12 protein-coding genes are annotated in these 12,000 nt (G+C 70.5%); 6 read left to right on the plus strand and 6 right to left on the minus strand.

The window, feature by feature from the left end:
• Positions 1-35: 35 nt before the first annotated feature.
• From IF129_RS25200 to IF129_RS25220, 5 genes are all read right to left on the minus strand, one after another.
• Positions 36-362, minus strand: a complete 327-nt coding sequence (locus IF129_RS25200) for a WhiB family transcriptional regulator (RefSeq protein WP_191212143.1) — start codon at positions 360-362, stop codon at positions 36-38.
• Between the two features lie 24 nt (positions 363-386).
• On the minus strand, positions 387-575 hold the full coding sequence (locus IF129_RS25205) for a hypothetical protein (protein ID WP_191212144.1): 189 nt from the start codon (positions 573-575) through the stop codon (positions 387-389).
• Positions 575-1,030, minus strand: a complete 456-nt coding sequence (locus tag IF129_RS25210) for a hypothetical protein (RefSeq protein WP_191212145.1) — start codon at positions 1,028-1,030, stop codon at positions 575-577. Before IF129_RS25210 ends, IF129_RS25205 begins: the two co-directional genes overlap by 1 nt.
• Before the next feature lie 244 nt (positions 1,031-1,274).
• The gene (locus IF129_RS25215) at positions 1,275-1,607 is read right to left on the minus strand and encodes a hypothetical protein (RefSeq protein WP_191212146.1); all 333 of its coding nucleotides are present in this window, start codon (positions 1,605-1,607) and stop codon (positions 1,275-1,277) included.
• A gap of 157 nt (positions 1,608-1,764) precedes the next feature.
• Positions 1,765-2,373, minus strand: a complete 609-nt coding sequence (locus IF129_RS25220; RefSeq protein WP_191212147.1) for a hypothetical protein — start codon at positions 2,371-2,373, stop codon at positions 1,765-1,767.
• Positions 2,374-2,758: 385 nt separating this feature from the next.
• Between IF129_RS25220 and IF129_RS25225 the strand changes: the two genes are divergently transcribed.
• From IF129_RS25225 to IF129_RS25250, 6 genes are all read left to right on the plus strand, one after another.
• Complete coding sequence (locus tag IF129_RS25225) at positions 2,759-3,514, plus strand: GntR family transcriptional regulator (protein WP_191212148.1); 756 nt, start codon at positions 2,759-2,761, stop codon at positions 3,512-3,514.
• 771 nt (positions 3,515-4,285) lie between these two features.
• The gene (locus IF129_RS26600; RefSeq protein WP_224755569.1) at positions 4,286-4,891 is read left to right on the plus strand and encodes a hypothetical protein; all 606 of its coding nucleotides are present in this window, start codon (positions 4,286-4,288) and stop codon (positions 4,889-4,891) included.
• Positions 4,888-5,478, plus strand: a complete 591-nt coding sequence (locus tag IF129_RS25235) for an isochorismatase family cysteine hydrolase (protein WP_191212150.1) — start codon at positions 4,888-4,890, stop codon at positions 5,476-5,478. The genes IF129_RS26600 and IF129_RS25235 overlap by 4 nt, the downstream gene beginning before the upstream one ends.
• Positions 5,475-6,383 (plus strand): NAD(P)/FAD-dependent oxidoreductase, encoded by a 909-nt coding sequence (locus tag IF129_RS25240; RefSeq protein WP_191212151.1) that lies wholly within the window; start codon positions 5,475-5,477, stop codon positions 6,381-6,383. Before IF129_RS25235 ends, IF129_RS25240 begins: the two co-directional genes overlap by 4 nt.
• Positions 6,384-6,484: 101 nt before the next feature.
• Positions 6,485-6,784, plus strand: coding sequence for a helix-turn-helix transcriptional regulator (locus tag IF129_RS25245; protein ID WP_191212152.1), 300 nt, complete (start codon positions 6,485-6,487; stop codon positions 6,782-6,784).
• A gap of 663 nt (positions 6,785-7,447) precedes the next feature.
• Positions 7,448-9,931 (plus strand): hypothetical protein, encoded by a 2,484-nt coding sequence (locus tag IF129_RS25250; RefSeq protein WP_191212153.1) that lies wholly within the window; start codon positions 7,448-7,450, stop codon positions 9,929-9,931.
• A gap of 192 nt (positions 9,932-10,123) precedes the next feature.
• Here the strand turns inward: IF129_RS25250 and IF129_RS25255 are convergent, their stop codons facing one another.
• The gene (locus tag IF129_RS25255; RefSeq protein ID WP_224755570.1) at positions 10,124-11,872 is read right to left on the minus strand and encodes a hypothetical protein; all 1,749 of its coding nucleotides are present in this window, start codon (positions 11,870-11,872) and stop codon (positions 10,124-10,126) included.
• Positions 11,873-12,000: the final 128 nt, after the last annotated feature.

Consider the following 12,000-nt stretch of genomic DNA (forward strand, 5'->3'; position numbering starts at 1 on the left):
GGGTGGCTGAGTGCGGACGGAGGCAGAGGGCCGGATCAAGCCGTCCGGGTGGTGGCCTTGCGAACGCGCTGCCGGGCGGCACGGCGCTTCATCGCGCGACGCTCGTCCTCACTGGCACCGCCCCAGACGCCGTAGTCCTGACGGGTCTCCAGGGCGCACAGCAGGCACTGCTCCTGAACGGGGCAGCTGCGGCAGACCCTCTTGGCCTCCTCGATCTGCAGCAGCGCGGGGCCGGTGTTGCCGACGGGGAAGAACAGCTCGGGGTCCTCCTCGCGGCACGCGGCGCGGTGACGCCAGTCCTGGGCGGCCGCGGACGTGGTGGTGGGGGAGTGAGGCGTGGGGATGAGGTGTGAACTGGGCATCAGGTTCTCCATGGAGTGGTCGAGTCAGCGGTTCCGCTGGGCCTGGCGGGTCCGGTAGGCGTCCTGCAGCCGGGCGAAGCGCTCGTGCAGAGGCGCCCCGGCCGCACAGAGCTCGTCGGTCTGGCAGGCCGTGCAGTCGGCGGTGTGGCGAGCGGAGGCCTGGTAGGCCCGCATATAGCGGACGTACAGGTCGTCGGAGGGGCGCCGGGGCATCAGGCGGCGGTGCGAAGTGCCACGGGCAGGGGGCCAGGGGCCGGTTCGCCGTCGGTGGCGGCGAGGTCGTCGGCGGCCTGGGCGAGGAGCGCGGCCTGCCCGGCGGTCGCCAGCAGGTGGTGCCAGTGGGCGGGCCAGGTGTCGGGGCGGCCCAGCATCTGCTCCAGCGCCGACCACGCGATCGTCGCGGGCGGTTCGGCGCCGATCGCGGTGTGGCGGCGGATGACGGTGCGGGCGGCCGCCGTGAGCCACACCGGCAGCCCGGCCGTCTCGTCCCAGGCCGGGGTGGACATGTCGGCGTGGGCCAGGGCGTGCTCCCACACCTGCCGGGCCAGCTGGTCGGCGCGGCGCCACTCGGTGGCCGGGAGGCGGTCGTTGATGTAGGCGAGCAGCGCTGCCTCGTGCGGGCTGTGGACGGCGGACAGGACGGCGAGCGGCGTCACGGTCGCGGACACGGGCGTTCCCTTTCGACGGGGTGGGCGTGGTGAGGGTGGTGCCGGGCGAAGAGGGGCGGGCCCCGGTGATCCCGTCCCGCCCGGTGGGGCGGCGGGGTGACCGGGGCCCGCGAAGTGGTGCTGGGTCAGTGCTGGATGGGGCAAGCCGTGGTCGAGTCGTCGACGTGTGCGCCGCAGATCCAGCACTGCCAGCCCAGACGTCCCAGCGCCCGGGCCAGACGGCGGCGGCTCACCGCGCGGCGCCTCACCGCGCACCGCCGACGGCCGCCAGACGCTCACGCTTCTGCGCGACCGTGCGGGGGGCGGTGCGGCCGGCGGCCGCGGCGATGCGGTCACCCGCGCGGACCCGGCGCAGCAACTCCTGGCCGAGGGCGCGGTGGCGGGCGTCGGGCTCGGGCTCGTAGCCGCGCTGGTCGTCCTCGTGCTCCAGGTCCTCCACCAGGCTGCCGGTGGCGTGCAGGGTGCGGCCGGGCTCGCGCTGCGGCAGCGGCGGCAGCGCGGGCGGGACATCGGCGGGGCGGTCGTGCTGGGGCTCGGGCTCCTCACCGAGCGCCGGCCGTGAGATCGTGGTGATCACAGGTTCCTCCAGTTCAGGGCCTGTAAAGCGAGGCTCCAGGGGCGCAATCCCTGGGGCCTCGCGTCTTGTTGGGTTGGCTGCCTACGAGCAGCCACGGCCCCGGCCGCCCCTCTCTGATGCGGGGCGGCCGGGGCCGTGGTCGATCGTCTGAAGCGGGTCAGCTCGCGCGACGCTCGGGGTGCAGCGTGGTGAGCGGCACCGACGGCGCACCCAACGGAGTAGCCCCAGCGGGTAGCTTCGCGCGGCGGGTGTCAGCGTCACGGACCGCGGACTCGGTCGCCGCCCACTGCGCCTTGCGCGGCTGCCACTCGCGCCGGCCGTTGCCAGGCTGGTCGACCGTGGGGGTCTGCTTCCGCGCGGCGATCTGGCTGACAGCCGGGGCGACCGCGACCTTGGGCTTGCGCCGCACGGTGGTGCGGCGGCGGTGGACGGTCTCCGCGTGACCGCCCTCCAGGCGCTCCTGCCACGCCCGGACCGTGACGTCGACCGTGATGAGGCGGTTGCTGCCCAGTCGGCAGCGGACGGCTGCCGACTCGAACGCGCGGCTGGTGTCGTGCGGAACGAGCTTGGGCTTCTTCGTCCCGAGGCCGGTGATCGGCACCCACGTCTCGCAGTCGGGGCAGACCAGCGATGCGCAGACGGGGCGCATGTCGTACTGCTGGGGCTTGAGGGTGGAGAGGGCCAGCGCCGGACGGGCGTTGACGGTGCGAGAGCGCGTCCGGCTCTGGCGGGGACGGGCGGTGCGCTCAAGGGTCGAAGCAGACATTTGAACTCCTCAAGGACTGGAGCGGCGGGGACACGGGGTCGCGATGCTTTCTCCGCCCTCCGGGCCGCACGGCACAAGGCCGGCGTCCCGCAGGACAGACAGCGCACAGCGCTGCGACGTGCACACAGTCGTCGCGGCCGTCAGGCTCCGGAGGAGTTCGATGGTGCTCTCACGTCCTGCGGTGACCCGAGGACTACCCCGGCCGCCCCGAGAGGCGGACGACTACCTGAGCAACTTCGATATCGAAGCTGCAATGCGATGGTGCGCGATCTCTCTATCGATGTCAAGCACTTCGATAGAGATGTCTCCTCGCTGTGTAAGCCACGAGTCGTAGCTGACGCTGAGCATCGAAGCCCTTAGGATCGCTAGCGAAGTTAGGAGACACATGGCAGGCGGAAAGGGCTCTGCGCAGCCCAGATACCTCCAGATCGCTGACGAGCTGAAGGCTGCGATCGAGCGTGGGGACTACCGGCCCGGTGATCGACTGCCGGGGGAGAACGCTCTTGCGCCGCAGTATGGCGTCGCCGTGATGACGGCTCGGCGGGCGCTGCGCGCGCTCACCAACGAAGGGCTCGCGGAGTCCCGGAAGGGCGCGGGGGTGTTCGTTCAGGCTTTCCGTCCCATCCGGCGACGCGGTATTCAGCGTCTGGCACAGGACCAGTGGGGCGCCGGGAAGTCGATCTGGTCGGCTGACGAAGACCGCCCCCTGACGGTCGACCAGGTCTCTGTGCAAGAGGTCGTTCCGCCGGCGCACATTGCCGAGATACTTGCCCTGGACGCTGGTGAGACCGCCTGCGCCAGGTCCCGGCGCTTCGTCCTGGATGGCCGGCCAGTCATGCTCGCCACCTCGTACCTGCCCTACGCCTTGGTGGAAGGGTCGGCGATCACCCAGGCCGACACCGGACCGGGGGGAACCTACGCTCGCCTCGCTGACTTGGGACATGGCCCGGTTCGCTTCCGGGAGGAGATCCGCGGGCGGCTGCCCACTGCTGAGGAAGCGGCCACGTTGGGCATGTCCCCTGAACGCCCTGTCCTGAAGATGTGCCGGACGGCTTACAACGCCCACCAGCGAGTTGTTGAGGTCAACGAGATGACCCTCGACTCCGCCTCGTACGTCCTGGACTACGAGTTCGATGCCTGACCGCACGCAGAACTGGGTGCGAGCACGGCACTGGGGTGTGCCCGGGATCGCCATGGTTCCTCCGGCCGGGATTGCGGGTGCGGATCAACAAGAACCAGCATCCGCACCAGAGACCTTGAGCGAGATGTCCGACCGTGGAAGTGGTGTAGCAACAGCGTGGCAATTGGGCCGTTGATGCCTGGAAGGTGACCGCCAAAGGGGTGTGTAGTGATCGCTGTGGACAGGTGGACAGGTGAGGAGGCGCTGCTTTTGCGGTCGGTGATGCGAGCGTCTGTGCGCGAGTTCGCCGGTCGCCTCGGCATCAGCCCCCGGACCGTCTCGAACTGGCAGCGGAACAAGACGAGCATCTGTCGTCCCCAGATGGCGCAGATCCTGGACACGGCGCTCCACCAGTGCACCCCCGCTGAGCAGGAGGCTTTCAGTCTCCGTCTGGCCGCACTGCGTGGAGCATCAGCTCCCGTCAACGCGGAGTCGGCAGCGCGGCCGGCACCGTGCACAGTCGTCTCCCACAAGTTCTTGCCGGTGTACCTCGGTGAGTGCAGTGCGCCCCTCTACTCTTCGGGTTCGCCAAGCGAGCCAGGGCCAGGCGGCTTGGAACAGCGAATCCTGCCTGCTGACCACCACTCCGCGCAGTCGTCGACGGTGCACATATACGCCTGCGGCGTCGCGGTGGTGCATCTAGAAGAGCACCACCGCCTCGAGTCGCTGACCGAGTTGGCGTTGTGGCGTTACCGCACATACCTAAAGGAACCGGACTGGGTAGGAGAGAGGATGGCCCACCTGCTGGCCCGCCACAGCGGCGACAAGGACCAGTCTGCCCAGTCGCTCATTCCTCAGTACGTGCTGTCGGCCTACGAGCTCCGCACACATTCCTGGTCCAGCGCCGGCCTGGACACGGCTCTCCAGCTACTCGCTACGCCCTCAGTGCTGGTCAACCGGCAGAACCCAGCAAATGTGGTGCCGCTCGGGCCAAGGGTCGAGGAAGCCAAGTTTCGTGACGGCTGGGCGCACCCCGAGGCCGTGACATTCGACGGTGGAGTCTCCCGCGGCGTCGTCGGCTGGTCTGGTGTCGCCTATCACCCGCAGTCGGACGAGCGGGCTCTGACCACGAGCCAGATTGTGGCCCTTGAGCTCGACGTACAGGCCCTCTGGGCCCTCTCGTCGCACATCCTGCACATGATCGAAGACGGCCAGGACCCGGTGATGCCGACGGCCTACGGCTGGCGCTTTCTGCGCAGCGCATACTTCCGGCTCACTACCGCACGCCCCACTGAGACCGCCCAACACCGGGTGATGCGCGAGGCCATCCTGGCCACCAGCGAACTTCCTGATCGGCTGCGCGCCGCCCAGGACGCTCTCCGAGACAACAATCCGTGACGGCCATGTGGAAGGCGGAGTGGGTGGACCCTCGAACGACATCGCTGCTGGTCATTGATGTGCAGCAGGGCTTTGTCAACCAGCACAGCCGCGGAATCATCCCTGCGGTTGTTCGGCTGGTGCAGGGCTGGCAAGCAGCCGGTGCTCCCGTGGTGCTGTCACGGTTCCACAACGAGCCGGGATCGCCGTACGAGACGATCACGGGGTGGACGCGATTGCGTACTCCTGAGGAACAAGCCCTCGTTGCTGACCTGGCTCCCTTCGCTGCCACCGCTGCCGCGATCATCGACAAGCCCCAGGCATCCGTGTTCACCCCCGAGGGCGCCCGGACCATCCACGAGGCGGGCTGGACCGATCTGGTGCTGTGCGGCATCGACACGGATGCGTGCGTATACGACTCTGCTGTCGCCGCCTATCAGGCCGGATACCGGCCCTGGATCGTCACCGACGCTTGTGCCTCCACCGGCGGCGCCCGCTACCACGACGCCGCGCTCCTGCTCGCCGCCCGGAACATCGGCGCTGAGCAACTGGTCACGAGCGAGGTTGTCTTGTCCCGGATCAGCGGAACGCAGGGAGGCCACGCATGAACACACCGCACGAGACAGATGTGCTGGTAGTCGGCGCTGGCCCGACAGGCGTGGCGGCCGCGGTGATGGCGGCCAGCCTGAACCTTCGAACGGTCATCGTGGAGGCTGACTCAGTAGGCGGCAAGCTGCATGTCATCGGGGCGCTGGAGAATGTTCCTGGCAACTGGTCGACCGGCCCTCAACTTGCTGAAGCCCTTGCCGCCGACTTGGACCGCCTACAGCAGGTTGGCCGATGCTCCGTCATGCAGGGCCGTGCGGCCAGCGTCACCGGCTACGACGACCGGGCGGAGCTCACACTCGAGGACGGACGCGCACTGAGTGCACAGCTGATCGTGGTCGCCACCGGCGTGGCTGCCCTGGCTCCGCCCGATACTGACTGGATCAGCGCTCCTCCACGTTCGTCCATGCCTCCGCTGTGGCGCACCAAGCCTGCAGACCTAGCAGGCCGGACCTATGTTCTCGGAGGGGACCGCCCCCTCGGAACATGGCTACGCACCCACCCTCACTCCTCAACGACGCTTCATGTCCTTTGTCCCCCGGCGGATGACTACAAGATCGCCGAGGTCGCGAGGGACGAGCGCGTGCGGATCGTGCCCGTCTCTCACATCGTCCTGTCGCCGATGGTCTACGGAGACGAGTGGAGCTTGCAGGTCACGGACCGGCAGGGTGAGCGCAAGTCCTACGTCGCCAAGACAGTGTTGAACAATCTCGGCAACACGCCAGCGGGTTTGGACGGCCTCGCCTCGAGCGAGGACGGCTACTGCCCTCCCGGCAAACAGCACCCTCGGGTCCGGGTCGCCGGCGACTTGAGGTCGGCTCAGTTCCAACGCGTCACGACGGCGCAGGGCTCTGGGGCGGAAGCTGTGCTCGCGTCCTACTACGCCTCAGTCCTGAAGCCATGCTGAGGCTTGACACCCACCGCCCTCTCGGCGTAGCGGTGCGCGCTAGCCAAGAGCTATCCCGTGGTGTATCTTTCGGGAATTCAGTGATCATGAGAGGTTGGGGCATGTCCGACGCGGATCCCATGCAGCGGGTCAACGCTCTCCTCGATGACGTCCTGCCAGCGCCGCACGTGCGCCAGCAGCTGCGCCTCGCTGCGGGGCTTACCCAGAAGGAAGTCGCGGACGCCGTGGGCGTGAAACGCCTGGCTGTAGCCCGCTGGGAGCTGGGTCAGACCCACCCCCGGCGGCCCCATCGCGTGATCTACATGCACTTGCTCAAGCGGCTCGCGGAGCGCTTCCCCCAAGCCGCCGAGCTGGATGAGGACACGCCGACGCCAGCCTCGGATTCAAGGGGGTCGGGGTGACGTAACGCCACCGGCCGCGCGCACCATTCGGCGAACTGACGATCCGCCTCGGCCTCGCGCGGCCCTTCGCGCCGACCGGGTTGACACCCAGGTCGGCTGCTCAGTTCCGGTTGACGGCCGGTTCTGAGCGTCGGCTCATCGAGCCACTTCTTCACCTAGCAATACCCCGCCTGACAAGCGGGCCGGCCCCTGACAAGGGCCATCAGCAACACCCCGGCCGCTGTCAGCGGCCGACGCAACACCCCGGCCGCTGACAACGGCCGACGTATTGCCCACCGGCAATCCCGGGGCCCTGGTAGGGGCTCCTTGATCGCCAACCGAAAGGAAGGAGAGATCTCCCTGGCCATCGGCTTGCTGCCTGCTCCTCACGGAGGGGCGTGGTGGCTTCCAGTCCGTTCGTCGGCTGCCCCACGTTGCTGGGCGGTCCGGCTCACATATGGAAGTTGGTATCCCCATAGTGCACGACCTGGTGTTCCCTCGCCAGCCTGGACATGTCCGTTTCACCCGTGTTCGCCCCGTAGCGGCGTCCCGTGTGACGGGAAGCGCACACGTCATTTGCGCAATTGGCGAAGTATGCATCGATAACGTTTTGGTAACGAGCGCCACCCCGTCTAAGGGGTCCTCAGCCCCCACCGCCTTCACCGGGGATGTCCGGTGAAGGCGGTGACGAAGACGCGGCGGCGGTCGGTCCCGCTGGTGGAAGGCGTGCCGGTGTGGGCGGCGTCTGATCCGCTGCTGCTGTCGGACCGGATGCGGCTGCGGCTGCGGACGGCGGTGGAGCTGCTGCTGGCGGACCCGGCGCTGTACGGCGCGCCGGATTCGGTGCTGCTGGCGGTGGTGGTCGCGGCGGCGAAGACGAACCGGTCGACGATGACCGCGTCGCTGTCCGCTACGGAGTTCGGCCGGTGGCTGGGGCTGCAGGCGACGACGATCCGCCACGAGGTGCGTCCGCGGCTGCAGCAGGGCGTGGTGTTGAGCGAGGACGTGGAGGCGGAGCCGGCGCCGGGGGCGGAGCGTGGCCGGACGGCAGGGATCTGCTGGACGGTTGAGGCGTTGCGCCGGGCTCGGTTCGAGGGTGGCCAGGATGATCCGCTGCGGTTGGAGCGGTCGGAGCTGGCGACGCTGCTGCGTCTGTGCGAAGCGCTGTTCGGGCCGGGGTGGCGGCACCGGGACGGATCGGAGACCCCGGCCGGGCTGCTGGCGTGGCGGACCGGGCATGGTGCGGCGACGGACCGGCTGGCGCTGCTGCTGGCGGTACTGCATGGTCGTACGGACGGCTCGGTGCGGCTGTGCGGCGGCGCGGTCGACGAACGGGGTCGTCCGGCGGCGACGTTGGGGCGGCTGCTGGGCCGCGGCAGCGCGGCGGGGGAGCAGGCCCTGAACCGGCTGCGGTCGTGCGAGGTGATGGCGGTGGTGCCCGGCGTGCGGGAGCGACTGGTGGTGCCGGCCGTGGCGGAGGCACGGCATCGGATGCGGAAGGCGGCGCGGGCGGCCGGGCGAGCTCCAGCACAGCCTGGTGGCGGTGCTCGGGAGGCTCCTGTGATGGGGGGAGGGTCTGCATGGGGGGACCAGATCTGTCTCCCCGGTGCCTCTTCGCTGGTCAGCCCCTACAAGTCGGCGGATCCGAGGGCCGGTGCTTTTGCATCCCTTCACGCTGACCACACACCTGTGGCCAAGGCTGTAGAAGAGAGTGCGGGTGATCTGTGCTGTTCCGGCGTAGCCGAGGGGGTGGCCGGGGAGCGTTGCCGGGAGGACGCGTGCGCACGCGAGGACCGGGTTCCGGCAGATGACGCTGACGATCGGCCGACGGCCGTGGGGGGCAAGGCGGGCCCGCTTCGCGGGGAACAGCCGATTCATCCCCTCCCCCAACAGCGCAAGCAGTCCGGCGTGGCCGCGTGGCGGAAGGCCCGCGCCCGCCAGATCCCGCCCGATGCCGTCGCAGTGCTGGGTGGGCTCGCCTGGCCGTTGTGGGATCGACTCAAGCGCGGCGGCGCCCAGGCCCGTGTGCTCCGGGGCGTGCGGCAGGAACTGACCGCGATCGCCGGCGTCGTCGGTCAGGAGCTGGCGCAGACCGTGCTGACCCAGCGCCTGGAAGGCCGCCTCGTAGCTGCTGGAGGAGCCGACGAGGTCACCGACCCGGTGGGCTGGCTGCTCGCCCGCGGCCTGCCCCGGCGAGGTGAGTGCCCCGACGTGCGGTGCGATGAGGGACTGCTGATGGACACCGGCACCCCCTGCGCGGCCTGCGAGGTACGGATCGGAGACCGGCGCGCGGTTCGCCAGCAGCTCGCCGCACAGGTCACGGCCGAACAGCCCGCCACTGGCCCCGAGGACCGTCGCGTGATCCTCGAGCAGCGGCTGCGTGCGCACACCGCCCTCCAAGCCGAAACAGCAGCCCGGCACCACGAACAAGCCCGCGCCCAGGTCGCCGCGCGGCAGGCCGCCGTCGCAAAGCGGCGCGAGCAGGCCCTGGCCGACGCGGCCACCGCCGAGCAGCAGCGGCAAGCGCAGCCGTGCGCGGACTGCCGGGCCCCGCAGTCCGCCGGGCTGTGCGACGACTGCGGCGAGCAGCGCCGCACCGAGCAGCTGATCGCCGAGACCACCGCGGTCGCGGTGGCGGTCTGGGCGGACCTGGACGACCCGGCCGACCGGGCGGCCGTCGCCTCACATGCCGAGACCCAGCTCCGCGACAGAGTCTCCCGCGCCGTCAACGAGGCGCGCACCGACGGCGTCACCCTGATGCTGCCGCAGGCCGCCCGGTGGGAGGCCGAACGGGCAGCAGCCGAGTACCGGCGCGACGCGCTGGCGAAGCTGGCCCGCAGCAGCGCCGCGGACGCAGAGGCCCGGATGGCCGCCGGCGCCTGTCTGCGCGGCCGGCATCCGTCCCTGGCCGCCGCCCGGGCGGCGGCCGACCAAGCTGGCGCCGAAGCCCGCGACCGCGCAGCCCAGACCCTGCTCCGCGACCGCCTCGCCAAGCTCCGCGCGCTCCAGTCCGACGCTCGCGCTGGTGTCCACGAGCCCTGCGAGGAGGACCTGTGCGCGGACGGCTGTGGGCGCATCGCACTGCTCAGCGTCCCACGCTGCCGCCGCTGCCATATCGCCGCAGTCACCGCCGCCGACCGAGCCGCGGCCCGCAGCAGGGCGGTGTAGCCGGTGAGCGGCCCGCCCTTCGGCCGCCTCCAGACCGGCTTCGCTCGCCAGGCGCACGCCGATTCTCCCGAGCGCCGAACTCGCTCGCCGGTCACCTCGGGCTTCGACGAGGTGACGTCGGCTGCCCTGTCCTTGGCCGTGGTGTGGACGGTGGAAGTCTCGGGCGGGAGCCAGAAGCCTGAACCAGCTCGCTCAGGACGTGCGTGCCCGGGCGGGTGTGCTCTCCAGGGAGTTGAGGAGCTGGCCGAAGGTGATCTCCGTGTCGTCGTAGTCGAAGTTCACGGCGGCAGCGAGTGCCTCCCACCGAACGGTGCTGCGGCCGCAGTGTTCCAGCAAGGTCTGCAGGGCGATTTCGGGTTCGTGGTGGGCGAGGATCTCTTCGGCGGGGATCTGGCGCAGGTGCTCCAACGTTCGGTAGCGGGACTTCACGATGGCGCGGTAGACCTCGGAGCGGGAGAGGACGTCACCGGTGGCGGGGGAGTCGAGCCAGGACTGCAGAACGGCCGCCGGGTCGGGGTGCTTGCCTAGTTCGTCGTCGTCCACCAGCCGCACCACACCGTCATCCTCGTCTTCGGGGACCGGGACGGCGGCCGCCGCGGCCAGGAACCAGTCGGGCCCCTCGGCCTTCTCCGCGATCCAGGCGAGCTCGGCGGGGTGCAGCCCCTTCAGCACGTCCGAGACGGCGGTGCGAGGGGTGTGGGGGTTGGCCGCGAGGGTGGACAGGGCCTGGACCCGGCGGTGCTCGTAGTGGCGTTCCAGGAGCCGGGCCGGGCGGTCGTGGTCCGGATCGACGTTGTCGAGGACGCGGACCAGGGCCCGGCTCGGCGTGGGGGAAACGACGGCCGGCTGATCCAGCCGGGCGAGCTGGGCACATGCCCCGGCGAGGTGGTCGGGGTTGGCGCTCAGGAGCGCCAAGTCCTCGGCGAGGCGCAGGACGGGGCCGTCGAACTCGTGGTCGCTCCCCGGCTCGTCGGAACAGGTGAGCAGCTGGCCGCGGGTGACGAGAGCGTCGGCGGCCGTGTGCAGTTGGTCGGCGGCGAGGGCGGCCAGTCGCGGGTTGCTGCGGACGCGGCTGGCGAGGTGGTGCAGGGTCCGGCGGGCGGTCACCTGCGGGTTGGGCAGGTCGGCCAGCTCGGACAGGCACAAGGCCGGAAGGCAGGCGAGCAGCACCTCCTCACTGAGCGCGGGTGCCGGGGCGGCGGGCACGTCCGCGCCGTCGGGGTCGGCGGCGCGGAGGCGGGCGTCCTGGAGGGCCTGCCTCTCGGCCTGGTCCAGCAGCAGGTGCTGGACAGCCGCCCCGAAGACGGGGTGAGCGGTGAGCTGCGGCCACCGCTCAGGGCAGCGGGCCAGCATCGCCCAGCCGGCGCGGCCGCCCAGCTCCAGCGACCAGTCCTTCGAGAACGCGGACCCCGGGCCTTCCCAGCCCTCTTTGGGCTCGGGGTGAAGCAGGTACGCGGCGAGCGGGGTGAGGCAGGCTTCCAGGACGGCGTCGAACAGTTCCGGCGGCACGGGCGGGGCCGGTGCGGCGCCCGTGCCGCGGGTGTAGCGGTCCAGATCCCAGTCCCGGACGACCTGCTCGACCTCGTGGCCGGGGAGGCGGGGCAGGAGCGCGATGGCCGCCTCGACCTGGCCGGGGTGCCGTGCCAGCGCGGCGATCAGCCCGGCCCAGACCCGGCGGTGCCGCAGGATGGCGGGTACGTCGGCTGCAGTCACGGCGCCGTCGGCCGCCAGGGTAGCCAGCGTCTTCTCGTCGACGTGCACCAGGAGCTGTCCGCGCAGCCGCTTCCCAGAGGTCCTGGTCAGCAGCGCAGGCAGCGCGGCCTTGAGCGCTTCCTCCCGCCATCGGTCGGCCTGATCGTCGAAGCCACCCTGTCTCGTCGCCGGGGCGCACAGGGCGTCGATCACCGTCTTGAGTGCTTCCTTCGGGAGGTCTTCGCTCATCGCGAGATCTCGCCACAGCGGGTACGTACGGGCGTTGACCATCCTTGTGTCCCCTCCCTGTCTGACCGGGCGTGACTGCCGGGTCGCCATCCGTAGAAGCGACCGTACGGCGCAGCAGGGGCGCAGTG

This window comes from Streptomyces chumphonensis (assembly GCF_014779715.1).
Taxonomy (GTDB): Bacteria; Actinomycetota; Actinomycetes; order Streptomycetales; family Streptomycetaceae; genus Streptomyces; species Streptomyces chumphonensis.

Bases quoted from the DNA above. Each gene is read 5' to 3' on its own strand.
- IF129_RS25200 (WP_191212143.1), bottom strand. From the start codon at position 362: ATGCCCAGTTCACACCTCATCCCCACGCCTCACTCCCCCACCACCACG.
- IF129_RS25205 (WP_191212144.1), bottom strand. From the start codon at position 575: ATGCCCCGGCGCCCCTCCGACGACCTGTACGTCCGCTATATGCGGGCC.
- IF129_RS25220 (WP_191212147.1), bottom strand. From the start codon at position 2,373: ATGTCTGCTTCGACCCTTGAGCGCACCGCCCGTCCCCGCCAGAGCCGG.
- IF129_RS25225 (WP_191212148.1), top strand. From the start codon at position 2,759: ATGGCAGGCGGAAAGGGCTCTGCGCAGCCCAGATACCTCCAGATCGCT.
- IF129_RS26600 (WP_224755569.1), top strand. From the start codon at position 4,286: ATGGCCCACCTGCTGGCCCGCCACAGCGGCGACAAGGACCAGTCTGCC.
- IF129_RS25240 (WP_191212151.1), top strand. From the start codon at position 5,475: ATGAACACACCGCACGAGACAGATGTGCTGGTAGTCGGCGCTGGCCCG.
- IF129_RS25245 (WP_191212152.1), top strand. From the start codon at position 6,485: ATGTCCGACGCGGATCCCATGCAGCGGGTCAACGCTCTCCTCGATGAC.
- IF129_RS25255 (WP_224755570.1), bottom strand. From the start codon at position 11,872: ATGAGCGAAGACCTCCCGAAGGAAGCACTCAAGACGGTGATCGACGCC.